This is a genomic window from Natrononativus sp. DTA114, from assembly GCF_059736515.1.
The window spans coordinates 148936-163437 of record NZ_JCASSN010000002.1 but is presented as its reverse complement, the minus strand read 5'-3'; the positions used below and the strand labels follow the sequence as shown (position 1 = coordinate 163437).

The window sequence follows — 14502 nt, the reverse complement described above, 5'->3', positions numbered from 1 at the left end:
CGCTACGCCGAGGCGTCGGTGCCGGCGGCGTCGGCCTCCGTCGCCTGTAACTCGCGGACGTACTCGAGGAAGTTCTCGAAGACCTGCTTCGCCTCGCAGGCGCGCGCGTAGTTCTCGTCGGTGATCTCCGCGAGCACGGAGTCCCGCCGTTCGTCGGTCAGGTCCTTCTCGTTGACGAGGTCGCGGGCGGTTCGCTGGTCGTACTCGGGGTGGAACTGGACGCCGAAGACGTGACCCTTCCGGAAGCCGTGGTTCGAGTAGCGGTTTACGGCGAGCGGCGTGGCGCCCGGCGGCAGCGCGGAGACCTCGTCGGAGTGGCTCGTGAAGGCGGTGAACTCGGTGTCGATCCCCTCGAACAGCCGCGACTCGCCGGTGTGTTCGATCTCGCTGTAGCCGACCTCGTAGGCGCCCATATCCACGACGGTGCCGCCGAGGACGTCCGCGAGCAGCTGGTGGCCCCAGCAGATGCCGAGGCAGGGGATATCGCGGTCGATCGCTTCGGCGACCCACTCCTTCGTAGGCTCGATCCACGGCTCGTCCCAGTACACCGAGGAGCGGGAGCCGGTAACGACGACCGCGTCGAAAACGTACGTTTCGGGGAGAGATCCACTCGTGACGTCGAACTCGGCGAGCGAGCCCTCGAGTTCGCGTCGGAAGTTCCGCGTCGTGTTCGCATCCCGGTGGGAGGCGTTCAGGACGGCAATACGGAGCTGACTCATCGGTGGGTGCTTGGAGACTCGAGGGAAATAGGCTTTGTGACCGGCGGCGCGGTTGCCGTCGCTGCGGTCACGCAGCGGTCCGGTACACCCCGTCCTCGTCGCGGCGAAACCGCTCGCCGGTGGCGAACCAGCCGTCGGTGAAGCGGCCGTGGCGATCGGTTGCCTGCCCCCTATCGGGGCGGTAGCCGTCCGCGAGCACCGGTCCCGCGAGCTCGAGCACGCCCTCGGCGGCCCCCTCGAGTACGGCCCCGTCCTCGTCGACCAGCCGTGCCTCGCAATCGAGGACGGGGCGACCGACCACGGAACCCGCCGTGTTGCCCCCCTCGGCCCGTGACTGCACCAGCGCGGTCGGACACTCGAGGCGGCCGTAGGCCCGGTCGATCGGAACCCCTCGAGCCGCGTAAGCGTCTCGGATCTCCTCGTCGGGGGCCGTCCCGCTCACGACCCGATCGACCGACTGGAGCGCCGCGTCGAACCCGTCTCGACCGGCGAGTTCGCGGAATTCGACCGCGCGGCCGACGAGCAGCGTCGCCCGCTCGCGCTCGATCACCGCCAGCGCGTCGTCGGGGTCGAACGCCCGGTCGAGCAACAGCGTTCCGCCGACGTACAGCGTCGGCAGCGCGACCCGCAGCAGCCCGTCGGGGGACGACAGCGGCCCCAGCAGCGGAAGCCGAGCGTTTCGACAGATCCCGAGCGTCAGGGCGACGGTGAGACAGTTCCACTCGACGGCCGCGTCCGAGTACGTGACGACGCGGTCCCCCGACTCGTCGTGCAGCGCCAGGAGCGGATCCGTCGCGGTCTCGGTCGGCTGCGCGTCCGCCGGTTCGGCTTCCGCCGCGGCGAGTTCCGAGAACGTCGCCGTCTCGGCCGGCGGCAGCTCTCGAGTCAGATCCCGCTGGGCCGGTTCGGAAACGACCAGCTCCGGGTCGAGCGCCTCGAGCGGACGGTGAACCGTCGCGGGCGTCAGCCGGTGGGAGACCGGCGCGAACGTCGCGCCGAGACGGCGACAGGCGGACAGCAGCGCGAGCGCCGCGACGCGGTTTCGGGTCACCGAGCAGACCGTGTGACCGGCCTCGATTCCCGTTCCGGCGAGGGCTCCGGCGGTGTGTTCGGCGAGGCGCTCGAGTCCCCCGTACGTAACGCGGTCGGCGTCGATCGTCTTCGCGGGCGCGTACAGCGCCTCCTCGGAAACGTCGATCACCGCGGTTCGATCCCCCCAGCGGGCCGCCCGGCGTTCGATCGAGAGCGTCACGCGGCTCCGTACGACGCCGGGAACCGTAGTTTCCGGCCCTGCCTACGCGTCCGCGTTCGTTTCGAGGAATCCCAGCACCCGGTCGTTCACGTCCCGCGAGCGCTCGACGAACCCGAAGTGGCCCGCCCCCTCGAGCGCCCTGAACTCGCCGCGGGGCAGCCCCCGGGCGAGGTCGCGGCCGGCGTCGACGGGGACGAGCGCGTCGGCGGTACCGTGGACGACGTGCGTCGGCTGGGTCACCTCGACGAGCCGGTCGGTCGCGTCGAACCCCTCGAGTGCGGCCACCTGCGCGTCGAATCCCGCTCGCGTCGCGTCGCCGTCGCCGCGCCAGTCGGCGATCTCCTCGAGCACGTCCGGGTGTTCGGTCCGGAACTCGGCGGAGAGAGCGGTTTCCAGCGAGGCGAGGAGCGCCGATCGCTCGTCGGGTGGGGCGAACAGCGGTTCGAGGTCGAAGTCGGCCCCGCGAGCGGCGGTTCCGAACAGTGTCAGCGTCTCGATGCGGTTGGTCGTGCGGGCGGCCTCGAGCGCGATCGCACCGCCGAGTCCCGCGCCGACGACGTGCGCCGAGCGGTGACCGCAGTCGGTGACGACCGCCTCGAGATCGCCGACGAGGGTTTCGAGGTCGTACGGACCCGGCGGCGCGTCGGAGCGGCCGGTTCCCCTGAGGTCCCAGGCGACGGCCTCGAACGGGCCGGCGAGGGCGGCGTGCTGCCAGCCCCAGAGCCAGCCGCCGAGACCGGCCTCGCTCACGAAGACGACCGCGTCACCGTCGCCGTCGGTTTCGTAGAAGAGTTCGACGTCGCCGCGTTTCGCAAGCGCCATGGCCGGTCGAACGCGCCGACCGGTGACGGGCGTTTCGGTCTCGCCCGGTCAGTTCAGCGTCGCCCTGCTGAATCGGGCGTAGCCGATCGCCAGCGGGACGACGATCCACGCGAGGATGATGAGCCAGGCGAACCAGTTCTCGAGGTAGAACGGAATCTCGCCGCCGACGCGCCCCGCGGCCGTGAGGTCGATCTCCTCGGCGCCGAAGAAGTCGACGAGCGTGAGCGAGATCGCGCTCAGCGATTCGCTGGGGCTGAGTCGCTCGAGGAAGACGTACCAGACGGGGACGTTCTCGAAGAAGTTCGGGAGTTCGCCCTCCAGGAACCAGTAGATCGCCATCGGGACGAACTGCCAGATGATATCGAAGACGACGAACACGCCCGCCGCGCCCGCGACCGCCTTCGCCCGCGACGAGACGCTCGCGGAGACGCCGACGGCGATGGCGACGTAGACGAGCCCCATCACCAGCGAGAACGCCAGAAGACCGACGTAGTTGACGACGTCGAAGCCGTCGTACAGCGCCGCGACGACGACGGCGCCGGCGAGAAACGCGACGATCGTCGGGACGGCGATGACGGCGGTGCGACCGACGACCTTCCCCAGAAGGACGTCGCGGCGGCTGTTGGGCAGGCCGAGCAGAAACCGCATGCTCCCCGACTCGCGCTCGCCGACGATCGCCTGGTAGCCGACGATCAGACCGATGATCGGGACGAGGAAGCCGATCGGCGTGAAGAGGAACATCAGCGCCTCCTCGTACGACGGCGTCGACCCCTCTGCGAGCAGCGACGGAATCGCGGAGAGCCCCGCCACGAGCAGGAGCAGGATGGCGGTCAGCGCCCACAGCAGCAGCGAGCGACCGGCGTCTTCGAAGTCCTTCCGGGCGACGTGGACCCAGCTCATACGTCGGCCACCTCGGTTCGATCCGTCGCGGTCTCGGCGGTATCGCTTCCCCCGCCGCTCGAGGGGTGGTCGTCGGTGGTGAGCGCGGCGAACAGCTCCTCGAGCGAGGGCTCCGCCGAGGTGATGTCGTCGATCGCGACGCCGGTCTCCTCGATCGCGTTGATGACTGCGGCTTTCCGGCCCGAATCGGACAGCACCGCGACGACGTCGCGTCCGTCGACGCGCGCACTGGAGACGCCCGGGAGCGTCTCGATGTCGGCAACGAGGCCCTCGGGAACGGCGTCGACGGTGACGACGAGCTGGGACTCCGAGTCGAACCGATCCTTCAGCGCGTCGATCGTGTCCTCGGCGACGAGACGGCCGTCGCGCATGATCCCGACGCGGCCGCAGATCGCCTCGACCTGCTCCATGATGTGACTCGAGAAGAACACGGTCGCGCCGCGGTCGACCTCCGCCCGGATGATCTCGCGCATCTCGCGGGCGCCGTTCGGGTCGAGCCCCGACGAGGGTTCGTCGAGGATCAGGAGTTCCGGTTCCCCGACGAGCGCCATCGCCAGCGCCGTCCGCTGTTTCATCCCGGTCGAGAAGCCGCCGGCCTTCCGATCCGCGGCGTCGGACAGGCCGACGCGCTCGAGCAGGTCCACCGGGTCGTCGTCGGCGCCCTTGACGTCGATCGCGAACTGGACGTGCTTTCGCGCGGTTAGACGCTCATACATTCCGAAGTCCTCCGGAAGGATGCCCGTTTTCTGGCGGATTTCGAGGGATTCGTCGACGATGTCGTGGCCGAGAACCGTTCCCGAACCCTCGCTCGGCCGCGCGTAGTTGAGCAACATATTGATCGTGGTCGATTTCCCGGCTCCGTTCGGGCCCAGGAATCCGTACACTTCCCCGCGACGAACCTCGAGGTCGAGGGAGTCGACGGCCGTCACGTCGCCGAAGCGGCGCGTGAGTCCACGTGTTTGAATTGCAGTCATTCTATGTAGCGACGGTGACACACCCTGGAAGCATAACCTTTTATAGAAATGTGGGATATAGCGTTACATACGCACGGATTTCTACGGTGTGGGCGCATATTCTGTCACTGACAGAGTGAAAGGCGAGCGGAACGCGGACGGTTCCAACGGTCGGGCCGCCCGCGTTCGGACACCGATTCCGTTTTGGGCCGAGCCCCGAAGGAAGGGGTATGCAAGCGATCAAAGACGCCGTCCACGACTACGTGGAGGTCGACGGCGTCGCCCGCGACTTACTCGATACGGCGGCGATGCAACGGCTTCGACACGTCAAACAGCTCTCGACCGTGCGGTTGGTCTACCCCTCGGCGAGTCACACCCGGTTCGAACACAGCCTCGGCGTCTACCACCTCGCCAGGGAGGCGCTCACCCAGCTCGAGGTCGAGGGGGCCCGCGCCGACGCCGTCCGGGCGGCCGCGCTGCTCCACGACGTCGGCCACGGCCCCTACGGTCACCAGACCGAGCGGATCATCGAGCGCCGGCTGGGAAGACACCACGACGACGTCGCCGGCCTGCTCGAGTCCTCGGAACTCGGTGAAATCCTCGAGTCCCACGGCCTCGATTCCGGCGCGGTCGCCGACCTGATCGCCGGCGAGGGGCGGCTGGGCCAACTGGTCTCGAGCGATCTGGACGTCGACCGGATGGACTACCTCGTGCGGGACGCCCACCACACCGGCGTTCCCTACGGCACCGTCGACCCCGGCCGGCTCGTTCGGGTCCTCCGGTTCGTCGACGACGACCTCGCGCTCGCGGAGGGGAACGTCGCGGCCGCAGAGAGCCTCCTCGTGGCTCGTGCGCTGATGAACGCGACCGTCTACCGCCACCACGTCTCCCGGATCGCCGGCGCGATGCTCGAGCGCGCCTCCGAGACGCTGCTCGACGAGACCGACCTCGCGGTCGAGGCGTTCGCCCGGATGACCGACGCCCAGCTACTGGCCGCCCTGCGCGACTGTCCGGCGACCGCCGATGTCGCCGCCAGGCTGGCCGAACGACGGCTGTACAAGCGCGCCGTCTGGGCCGAACTCGAGGCCGCCCCCGACTGGCTGCTCGCGGCCGACCACGAGGAGATCAGGGCGCTCGAGGCGGAGCTCGAGTCGGAGGCGGATCTCGACGCCGGCTCCGTGGTGATCGACTGTCCCGGCCGACCGAGCATGCCCGAAACCGAGACGGGGGTCGTCGTCGGCGGCGAGGTCCGCCGGCTCCGCGAGCAGTCCCCGCTCGTCCAGGGGCTGCAGGCCGCCCAGAAGGCCCAGTGGCGACTCGGCGTCTACGCACCCGAGGCTCACGCGCCGGCGGTTTCGGCCGTCGCCGAACGTCGGGTGCTCGAGCGATGACGGCGGACCGGCGGTCCGAGCGGCCGGGCCGCGGCTCCGGGCGCGGCGTCGAACTGGCGACGGCGCTGGCAATCCTCCTCCTCGGCGTTCCGGTGTTCGCCTGGCTCTACGGCGTCGCCCTCTCGGCGCTCGCCGTCGGCGGCGGCGTCTGCTGTGGCGTCGTCGCCGCGTTCTCGTGGCTGTACTCGAGTCCGAAGGCGACCGCAATCTACGCGCTGGCGATTCTCACGCTCGGGGTGATCGCCGTCACGATCAGCCGTCCCGAGGTGACGGGACTGGTCGCCGGCTTCGGCCTCGGCGTGCTCGTGGTCGAACTCGGTTTACTGGCGCTGGCGCGGCGACGCCGGGAGCCGGCCGGCGCCTACGGGAAGTAACGGGTCCTCACCCGAGCCGGAACCCGAGATCACGACAATTAATACCACACTCGTCGTTACCACGGCTGTATGTCCGAGCCAGCGTACACCGTCGACCACCGCCTGAGCGACGCCGACCGGAACATCCACAACGCCTGGGACAACTCCCTCGAGCCGATCCTCACCGTCGAACCGGGCGACGTCGTCCGATTCGAGTGCCGTGACGCGGTCGACCGACAGGTCGACGTCGAGTCGGGGGCCGACGACTTCGCGACCGTCAGCTTCGATCCGGTCCATCCCCTGACCGGTCCCGTCGCGGTCGAGGGCGCCGAACCCGGCGACACGCTCGTCGTCGAACTCCTCGGCTTCCAGCACAAGGGCTGGGGATACACCGGCTTCCTCCCCGGCGAGATGGGGCTGGGACTGCTCCCCGAAGAGTTCCCCGAGGCCGACGTCCACATCTGGGACTTAGAGGGCGACGTCGGCCACTTCGTACGCGGAATCGAGGTCCCACTCGAGCCGTTTCCGGGGACGATCGGCGTCGCGCCCGCCGAAACGGGCGAACACGAGACACTGCCGCCCCGAAACGTCGGCGGTAACATGGACGTAAAGCACATGACTACCGGCTCCACGGTCTATCTCCCCGTCGAGGTCGACGAGGCGCTGTTCTCCGTCGGCGACTGCCACGCCGCCCAGGGCGACGGCGAGGTCTGTGTGACGGGAATCGAAGGGCCGATGTTCGTCACCGCCCGGTTCGGCCTCGAGAAGGACCGCGAGATCGACCAGCCCCAGTTCGAGACCGGTGGTCCGTTCACCCCCACCGGCCGGGACGAGCGGATGTACGCGACGACCGGTATCGCCGACGACCTGATGGCGGCGACGAAGCTCGCAGTGTTGCACATGATCGACCACCTCCACGAGGAGCGCGGGCTCACTCGAGGGGAGGCGTACATCCTCTGTTCGGCCGCCGTCGACCTGAAGATCAGCGAGGTCGTCGACGCGCCCAACTGGGTCGTGACGGCATACCTGCCCGAGAGCATCTTCCCGGAAAGCGATAGTAGTCGTTGAAACGGGTTATACCCGGTCACAGCTGCGCGGCCAGCCTCGTCGCGGAGGCCGAGGCTGGCCGCCGATGATCGTGAGCAGGTGTACGGACATTACTGGAATCCTTGATCGGTGATAGATTTCAGTAGCCGTGCTGAATACAGAGCGCGAATGTGGCACTCGGTAGAGCGCGATCTGCGTGAAAGGCCGAACGCTAAGTACAGAGAAGACAGCTATTGGCTCCAATAATCGATACCAAGAATCCCGCCTCCAATACTGAGTAAACCAAGAGCAATGTGTACAATTGACGTTGCACATCGATTTACTCCATCCGGGGTATACCTAATCCAGGCAATATGTAACTCATAGAGTTCGAAGTCGCCGGACTCCTCAGGTGCAACCAGGGTGCAGAATGAAAACGGTAATTCGGGAAAAGAAAGTGCGATAAAGGCCGTTAGAAATCCTCCACTCAGTAGAAACACAGCAGCAATTCCCCTCCACTCACTCGACATAACAGGATTTCTCGTCTGCCCAATATAGTTGTTGGGTTGTCAGTTCGTGCGTGTAGTAGGCAGATGCTTCACCGATTTCGACGTGAAACAGACGGCGGTGTTGTGCTGCACTCATGCTCTGTATTCAGCAGGCCGTTCCTATCAAATGTAATGGGTTTCGATATAATTAGTGTACGATAACTACTATAGTTCGTCGCGATCTCGAAGCCGACGCCAGCAGCTCCGAATAAGTGTTTTCTGTAGTGTCGTTAGTGTCTCCAGTAGTGTGGTTTAAGTAGCTCGATACGCAAGGATGAGTTATGAGCGACTCCGACACTCCCGACGCAGTCGCGGAGGGTGCCGTCTCGGGAAACCAGGCGTCGATTCCCGCGGCGATTCGAAAGCGTGCGAACATCAACGAGGGCGATACGCTGCGGTGGTACTGGGACGACGGGGAGCTATCGGTGGAAGTCATCCGGCGCCGAAGCGGCGTCTTCGACGACTTCGACGGATTCGAGGGCCGTGAGCCGCCCCAGGATCACGACCTCTCTGGACTCGAGCCGGCCGGCGAGCACGACGCTGGCGAGCCGAACTGATGCAGCGAGCGCTCGTCGATACCGGTATCCTCTACGGGGCGTTCGCTCGCCGCGATCAGTACCACGAGACCGGACTGGCGATCGTTCGAGATGCGGATGCGGGGGCGCTTCCCGAACTCGTCGTTCTCGACTTCGTACTCGCGGAGACGATGAACGCACTCACGCAGACCGTTCAGCACGACGAAACGGTCGAAGCCCTCTCGATGCTCGAGCAGAGTCTCGGCTTCGCGATCGAACGGACGACGAGTCCGGTATGGGCACGCGGTCGAACGGTGTACGAGCGCCGCGCACAGCTCTCGTACGTCGATTCACTGCTCGTCGCCTACGCGCTGGAGAACGGACTCGAGCACGTCTACTCGTTCGATACCGGGTTCGATAGTGTCGACGGACTCGAGCGACTGAACGCGAATACGAACCCGTACGAACCGAAATAACGCCAGCGGTTTCGAAACCGACTCAGGCGTTCAAAACGTTTCTGAGTACGTCCGGGGCGTCCTCGAGCGCCGCGTCCAGCGCCTCGGTATCGGGGCCGCCGCCCTGGGCGAAGTCCGGCGGGCCGCCGCCGCCACCGCCGACGCGCCCCGCGAGTTCGCCGACGACCTCGCCGGCGTTGACCGCCGAGCCGTCGGGGACGGCAACGACGAACTGTGCGCCGCTCTCTCCGGAGCCAAGAACGGCGATTTTACCCTCCTCGACGAGGGCATTTGCGGTCGCTCGAAGCTCGTCCATGCCGGCGTCGATGCGCTGGACGACCGCCGTCGTCTCGCCGACTGTGATCTCCTCGCCGCCACCGCCGCCGCTGGCGCGAGCTTCCGCGAGCTGTTCGTTCAGCTCCTCGATCTGTTTGCCGCGGTCCTTCCACTCCTCGAAGAACCGCCTGGCAGTCTCGGGGACGTTCTCCGGTGAGACATCGAACTCCTCGGCTGCACCGTAGAGGGCGTCCTCGGTGCGCTGTGTCGCCTCGATGGCGGCATCGCCGGCCGCGAAAACGATGCGCTCGACGCCGTCCTGCACTCGCTCGGTGGTGAGTACTTTGATCGCGCCGATATCGCCGGTCCGGGCGACGTGGGTGCCCCCGCAGGCCTGAACGTCCTCGGCGACGTGGATCAGCCGGATGTTCGTCCCCGGCGGGATCCCGCCCTGGTAGAGGTCGAAGCCGTGTTCGGCTTCGGCGTCCTGGCGGTGGGGCCACTCCTGGCTCACCGAGGTGTTGTCCATCACCATCCCGTTCGCGACGCGCTCGATCCGTTTGACGTCCTCCCGGGAGATTCGGTCGTAGTGGCGCAGGTCGATCCGCGAGGAGTCGACGCCCTTCTGGGCGCCAGCCTGGCGGACGTGCTCGCCCAGGACCTGTCGCGCCGAGTGCATGATGATGTGCGTCGCCGTGTGGTGGCGCATCAGCTGCCGGCGCCGGGGCGCGTTGAGCTGGCCGTTGACGAACTCGCCCTTGCCGAGGGGTTCGTCGGTCCGATGGAGGATCACGCCGTCTTCGATCTGGACGTCGACGACCTCCGCGGTGGTGTCGTCGGTCGACAGCGACCCCCAGTCGGCGGGCTGTCCCCCACCCTCCGGATAGAACATCGTCTGGTCGAGAACCACGTCGTACCCCTCCTCGCGCTCGAAGACGTCGAGGACGACCGCCTCGAACTGGGTGCGCTGCTGGTCGTCGTAGTACAGCTTCTCTGTCTCGGGCAGGTCGGAAAACCGCTCGTCGGGCTCCTCCTCGGCCGCCTCGAGCGCCTCGGCGGTGTCGTGGCGCTCGGCGACGAGGCTGTAAAAGTCGTCCGGTATCTGGACGTCGGCGCCGGCCTCTTCTGCGATCTCGGCGACCATATCCGGTTGGATACCGTGGGAGTCGTACAGTTCGATCAGCTCCGCGGTCGGGATCACCTCTCCGCGCTCGGCGTACTCCTGGGCGAGGGTTTCGACCCGACGACCGCCCCGCTCCAGGGTCTCGCGGTACTTCTCGACCTCCGTCCGGACGACGTCCCGGATCGTATCGCGGTTCTCGTAGCCGAGTCGGTCGGCCTGCATGTCGACGAGTTCGTCCAGCGGCGCGTCGACGCCCACCGTATCGCAGAGCCGTTTCGTCCGTCGGAGCACCATCCGGGCGAGATAGCCGGTGCCGACGTTCGAGGGGACGATGCCGTCGCCGAACATGTAGGCGAGGGTCCGGCAGTGATCCGCGATGGCGTAGATCGACTCGAGTGGTTCCATCAGCGCCTCGAGTTCGGCCCGGTCGACGCCGAGTTCGGTCGCGATCTCGCCGCGGGCGGTCTCCATGTCCTCGGCCTCGTCGATGTCCATGTGGCCCGCGCGTTTGGCGGCGCGGTGAACGAGTGCCTCCTCGTCGTCGGTGTACTCGAGGTCGGCGTTCTCCTTCAGGAAGGCGATCATGTCGGGGTAGATCGCCTCGTACACCGTCGGCGTCCCCTGGGAGACCCAGGCCCAGCGTTCGAGTCCGTAGCCCGTGTCGACGATGTAGGTGTCCATGTAGGAATAGCGGTTCCCGTCTTTCATCTCGAACTCGCCGTCGGGGTCCTGCTCCATGCACATGAAGACGAGCGTGGCGAGTTCGACGCCCTTGAAGATAACCTCGATCGCGGGGCCGGCGTTGCCGCCGCCGACCCACGGATCCTCGATGTAGATGATCTCCTCGAGATCGACGCCCATCGATGCGAAGAACTCGTCGCAGTAGCGAACCGTCTCGTCCTTCCAGTACACTTCCCCCTGGTAGGCGTACTGGTCCGGGTCCTCGAGATCCTCGCGGGCGTTGAACGCGTGGTGGGCCATCATCTCGAAGGCCATCGTGTGTCGGCCGGTTTTCCCGACGTTGTCGATGTCCTGCATCCGGATGCAGGGCTGGCTAATGGTGAGCGGGTTGGCCGGCGGCGGCGTCTGTCCGCTCGTCACCAGCGGCTGGAAGTCGTAGATCGACGCCTGGGTGAGCAACACGTCGTCGCGCCAGCGGTTCGCGGCGACCGGGTAGGGGTCGATCCGCTCGTGACCGTGCTCCTCGAAGAACGAGAGAAACGCCTCGCGCATCTCCTCGAGGGTGTACTCCTCGTCGAACCCGGGGTTGCCGATGAAGTCGTACTCCGCACAGGGCGGTTCGCCACAGGTTTCCCGCTCCCCGTCACGTGTCCAGAAGTGTGCACCACAGGAGGGACACTCCTTTCGTTCGAACCCCTCCGCCTCGAAATACTCGAGTTGGTACTCTTCCTCCAGTTCGCTCATTGGTATGTGCTGTTGGCCATGCAGGGCGTAAAACAGTTCCGCAACGCTCAGTTCGATACGTTCGCTCCGCCTCCTCTCCGCTCTCTGCTGGTCCCGCTCCGTCGGCTTCGACCTGTCGCAGGTATCGAGTCAACACGTAAATACTTTATTTGCGATTATCCTGTCTTCGATGACGAAGATTCGTTGGTCGTTCACGCACCTCATGGTTATGACTGATCCTATCCTGTACGTCACCGACTCCGGCACCGAGGTCCCGACCGATGCGGTCGAACTCGATCGGATCACGGACGGTTCCGTCGAGTGCGTCAGTTCGGTCGCCGGCGTGCGAGAGCGAGCGAACGCCGCCGACTGTGTCGTCTTCGCCGCCGGATCGACCGACGAAGCGCCGACGCTCCGGACGGTCGCCGACGCCTGTACTGGCACGCCCGTCGTCCACTACGGCGATCCAGACTCGGTCGATGGCGCCGACGGCGTCGGCGGTGCCGTCCGCCGCCACACCGAATCGTCGGTGATCCACCTCGCCGACGAGATCGACTGGCAGCGACGAGCGCACAACAGGACGGAGACGCGGGACGACGACGGTGACCGCTCGAAGATCGCTCGGCTCCACGAGATGGCGATCCGTATCGTCGCCTGCCGCGAGGAGGACCGACTGTTCGAGCTCGCGATCGAAACGGCCGACGGCGTCCTCGAGTTCGACGCCAGTTCGATCACCGTCTACGAAGACCGCGACGGGGAGGGCTGGATGGTGCCGAAAGCCACCTCCTCGAGCGAGATCATCGATCGTGCACCCGACGCGCTCCCGCTGGGTACGGGCACCGTCAGCAGGACGTTCGAGACCGGCGAGTCCGCCCGCATCGACCACCTCGAGGCGGACCCCGACGCGGTTCACGAACACGACGCCTACCGCTCCGGGCTCAGCGTCCCTATCGGCGAGTTCGGCGTTTTTCAGACGGTCTCGGTCCGCCCCGGTGCCTACGACGACACCGATCTCGAGCTGGCGGAAATACTGGCGGCCCACGTCGGCGAAACCGCCCGCAGGATCCGCCTCGAGAACCGGCTTCGGACCCGCCGGGAGCGTGTCACCCGCCTCCACGAGGGCACCGCACGGATCGTCGCGGCCGACGACGAATCGGAGATCTACGAACGTACCGTCGACGCCGCGGAGAACATCCTCGAGTTCGACAACTGCGTGTTCTTCGCCGTCGACGACCGTCGCTTCGTTCCGGTCGCACACTCCTCGGCGATGCCCGAGGAACACGGCCGAACGCAGCCACTCGAGTACGGCGTCATGGGTGAGACCCACCGTCGACGCGACACGGTCCGGGTCGACGATACGGACGACCACCCGCTCATCGACGACGGCGGCGAGCACTACGGATCGGTACTCAGCGTTCCGGTCGCCGATTTCGGCGTCTTTCAGGCCGTCTCCGAACGGTCCGGGGCGTTCGACGACGAGGACGAAGAGCTCGCGGAGCTCCTCGCGTCTCACGTGATCGAGGCCGTCGCGCGCGTTCGTGCCGACGCGGAACTCGTCGCCGAGCGCGACCGGCTCTCGGCGCTGTTCGACAACGTCCCCGACCCGACCGTCCGCTACGAGTTCGACGGCACCGACGCGATCGTCAGAGACGTCAACGCGGCGTTCGAACGCCAGTTCGGCTACGACCGAGAAACCGTTCTGGGAGAGAACATCGACGATTACATCGTCCCTTCAGCGCTCGAGGAGGAAGCTGAGGCGCTGAACGAGACGCTGATCGCGGGGAAGAGTTTGCAGGCCGTGAGTCGACGGCAGACCGCCGAGGGGATGCGGGACGTGTTCATCAACGTCGTTCCCCTCGAGATGGGGGAACGCGGCGTCGAAGGGTTCTCGATCTACACCGACATCACCGACCAGAAACGCCGCGAGCGCGAACTCACCCAGCAGAACGAGCGGCTAGACGAGTTCGCGAGCATCGTGAGTCACGACCTCCGGAACCCGCTGAACGTCGCGCGGGGCTATCTCGAGCTCGCGATGGAGACCGGCAACGACGACCACCTCGCCGAAGTCGAGGCCGCCCACGATCGCATGGCGACACTCATCGACAAACTCCTCACCCTCTCGCGTCGGGGCGAGGTGATCGACGACACCGAAGCCGTCGCCGTCCGCGACGCTACGAGGCGGGCCTGGGCAGCCGTCGACACCGACGACGCGATCCTCGAGGTCGAGGGTGACTGCGTCCTCGAGGCCGATCCGGCCCGGCTGGTCGAACTGCTCGAGAACCTGCTTCGCAACGCTGTCGAACACAGTTCGACAAGCCCTCCTTCGGAGACTCAGGAGGACGCCGTCGAGCACGGCTCAACGAGCCCCGCTTCGACCGCTCAGCGGGACGCAGTGGAGCACAGTTCCACGGGCAATCAGCAGCCCACTGACGCAGACAGGGACGACGAACAGCCGCTGACGATCCGTGTCGGCGCCACTGCCGACGGGCTGTTCGTCGCCGACAACGGTCCCGGTATTCCGGACGACGACCGCGAAACCGTTTTCGAGTCCGGCTACACCACCGCCGCCGACGGCACCGGCTACGGGCTCGCGATCGTCGAACAGATCGCCGATGCCCACGGCTGGGACGTCCGCGTCACCGACAGCGCCGACGGCGGCGCCCGCTTCGAGCTCGGAGCGGTCTCGCTCGAGAACGAGACGCGTCTCGATGATCCGGAGCCCCAACTCGACTGTTAAGACCGACGGCCGACGAGGCCGAGACGCC

General features: G+C 66.6%; 12 protein-coding genes. 6 read left to right on the top strand and 6 right to left on the bottom strand.

The genetic code is table 11. The features are described from left to right. Positions 1-2 precede the first annotated feature (2 nt). The 5 genes from AC6I6S_RS08760 to AC6I6S_RS08740 all read right to left on the bottom strand — a co-directional run bounded on the left by AC6I6S_RS08760 (position 3) and on the right by AC6I6S_RS08740 (position 4667). Complete coding sequence (locus AC6I6S_RS08760) at positions 3-719, bottom strand: type 1 glutamine amidotransferase (RefSeq protein ID WP_497949534.1); 717 nt, start codon at positions 717-719, stop codon at positions 3-5. A gap of 67 nt (positions 720-786) precedes the next feature. Continuing rightward, positions 787-1971 (bottom strand): class I adenylate-forming enzyme family protein, encoded by a 1185-nt coding sequence (locus tag AC6I6S_RS08755; protein ID WP_497949533.1) that lies wholly within the window; start codon positions 1969-1971, stop codon positions 787-789. A 42-nt stretch (positions 1972-2013) separates the two neighbouring features. Beyond that, on the bottom strand, positions 2014-2793 hold the full coding sequence (locus AC6I6S_RS08750; protein ID WP_497949531.1) for an alpha/beta fold hydrolase: 780 nt from the start codon (positions 2791-2793) through the stop codon (positions 2014-2016). A 48-nt stretch (positions 2794-2841) separates the two neighbouring features. After that, positions 2842-3693, bottom strand: coding sequence for an ABC transporter permease (locus AC6I6S_RS08745; RefSeq protein ID WP_497949530.1), 852 nt, complete (start codon positions 3691-3693; stop codon positions 2842-2844). Further along, a complete protein-coding gene (locus AC6I6S_RS08740) occupies positions 3690-4667 on the bottom strand; it encodes an ABC transporter ATP-binding protein (protein WP_497949529.1) in 978 nt (325 codons plus the stop codon). Before AC6I6S_RS08740 ends, AC6I6S_RS08745 begins: the two co-directional genes overlap by 4 nt. 209 nt (positions 4668-4876) lie before the next feature. Here AC6I6S_RS08740 and AC6I6S_RS08735 point away from each other — a divergent pair, with 209 nt between their 5' ends. The 5 genes from AC6I6S_RS08735 (at position 4877) to AC6I6S_RS08715 (ending at position 8955) form a co-directional block, all read left to right on the top strand. Then, positions 4877-6037, top strand: coding sequence for an HD domain-containing protein (locus tag AC6I6S_RS08735; protein WP_497949527.1), 1161 nt, complete (start codon positions 4877-4879; stop codon positions 6035-6037). Further along, complete coding sequence (locus tag AC6I6S_RS08730) at positions 6034-6411, top strand: hypothetical protein (protein WP_497949526.1); 378 nt, start codon at positions 6034-6036, stop codon at positions 6409-6411. Before AC6I6S_RS08735 ends, AC6I6S_RS08730 begins: the two co-directional genes overlap by 4 nt. A 69-nt stretch (positions 6412-6480) precedes the next feature. Continuing rightward, positions 6481-7458 carry an acetamidase/formamidase family protein gene (locus AC6I6S_RS08725; protein WP_497949525.1) on the top strand — a complete coding sequence of 326 codons (978 nt, stop codon included), beginning with the start codon at positions 6481-6483 and terminating at the stop codon, positions 7456-7458. Between the two features lie 787 nt (positions 7459-8245). Next, entirely contained in the window at positions 8246-8521 is a 276-nt protein-coding gene (locus AC6I6S_RS08720) for an AbrB/MazE/SpoVT family DNA-binding domain-containing protein (protein ID WP_497949523.1), read from the top strand. Continuing rightward, complete coding sequence (locus AC6I6S_RS08715; RefSeq protein ID WP_497949522.1) at positions 8521-8955, top strand: type II toxin-antitoxin system VapC family toxin; 435 nt, start codon at positions 8521-8523, stop codon at positions 8953-8955. The genes AC6I6S_RS08720 and AC6I6S_RS08715 overlap by 1 nt, the downstream gene beginning before the upstream one ends. A 22-nt stretch (positions 8956-8977) precedes the next feature. Here the strand turns inward: AC6I6S_RS08715 and alaS are convergent, their stop codons facing one another. Next, positions 8978-11758 (bottom strand): alanine--tRNA ligase, encoded by a 2781-nt coding sequence (gene alaS / locus AC6I6S_RS08710; protein ID WP_497949521.1) that lies wholly within the window; start codon positions 11756-11758, stop codon positions 8978-8980. Between the two features lie 208 nt (positions 11759-11966). Between alaS and AC6I6S_RS08705 the strand changes: the two genes are divergently transcribed. Further along, positions 11967-14474, top strand: coding sequence for a GAF domain-containing protein (locus AC6I6S_RS08705; RefSeq protein ID WP_497949520.1), 2508 nt, complete (start codon positions 11967-11969; stop codon positions 14472-14474). The last annotated feature ends 28 nt before the right edge of the window (positions 14475-14502 follow it).

Bases quoted from the DNA above. Each gene is read 5' to 3' on its own strand.
- AC6I6S_RS08760 (WP_497949534.1), bottom strand. From the start codon at position 719: ATGAGTCAGCTCCGTATTGCCGTCCTGAACGCCTCCCACCGGGATGCG.
- alaS (WP_497949521.1), bottom strand. From the start codon at position 11,758: ATGAGCGAACTGGAGGAAGAGTACCAACTCGAGTATTTCGAGGCGGAG.
- AC6I6S_RS08750 (WP_497949531.1), bottom strand. From the start codon at position 2,793: ATGGCGCTTGCGAAACGCGGCGACGTCGAACTCTTCTACGAAACCGAC.
- AC6I6S_RS08715 (WP_497949522.1), top strand. From the start codon at position 8,521: ATGCAGCGAGCGCTCGTCGATACCGGTATCCTCTACGGGGCGTTCGCT.
- AC6I6S_RS08725 (WP_497949525.1), top strand. From the start codon at position 6,481: ATGTCCGAGCCAGCGTACACCGTCGACCACCGCCTGAGCGACGCCGAC.
- AC6I6S_RS08730 (WP_497949526.1), top strand. From the start codon at position 6,034: ATGACGGCGGACCGGCGGTCCGAGCGGCCGGGCCGCGGCTCCGGGCGC.
- AC6I6S_RS08745 (WP_497949530.1), bottom strand. From the start codon at position 3,693: ATGAGCTGGGTCCACGTCGCCCGGAAGGACTTCGAAGACGCCGGTCGC.
- AC6I6S_RS08735 (WP_497949527.1), top strand. From the start codon at position 4,877: ATGCAAGCGATCAAAGACGCCGTCCACGACTACGTGGAGGTCGACGGC.
- AC6I6S_RS08705 (WP_497949520.1), top strand. From the start codon at position 11,967: ATGACTGATCCTATCCTGTACGTCACCGACTCCGGCACCGAGGTCCCG.
- AC6I6S_RS08720 (WP_497949523.1), top strand. From the start codon at position 8,246: ATGAGCGACTCCGACACTCCCGACGCAGTCGCGGAGGGTGCCGTCTCG.
- AC6I6S_RS08740 (WP_497949529.1), bottom strand. From the start codon at position 4,667: ATGACTGCAATTCAAACACGTGGACTCACGCGCCGCTTCGGCGACGTG.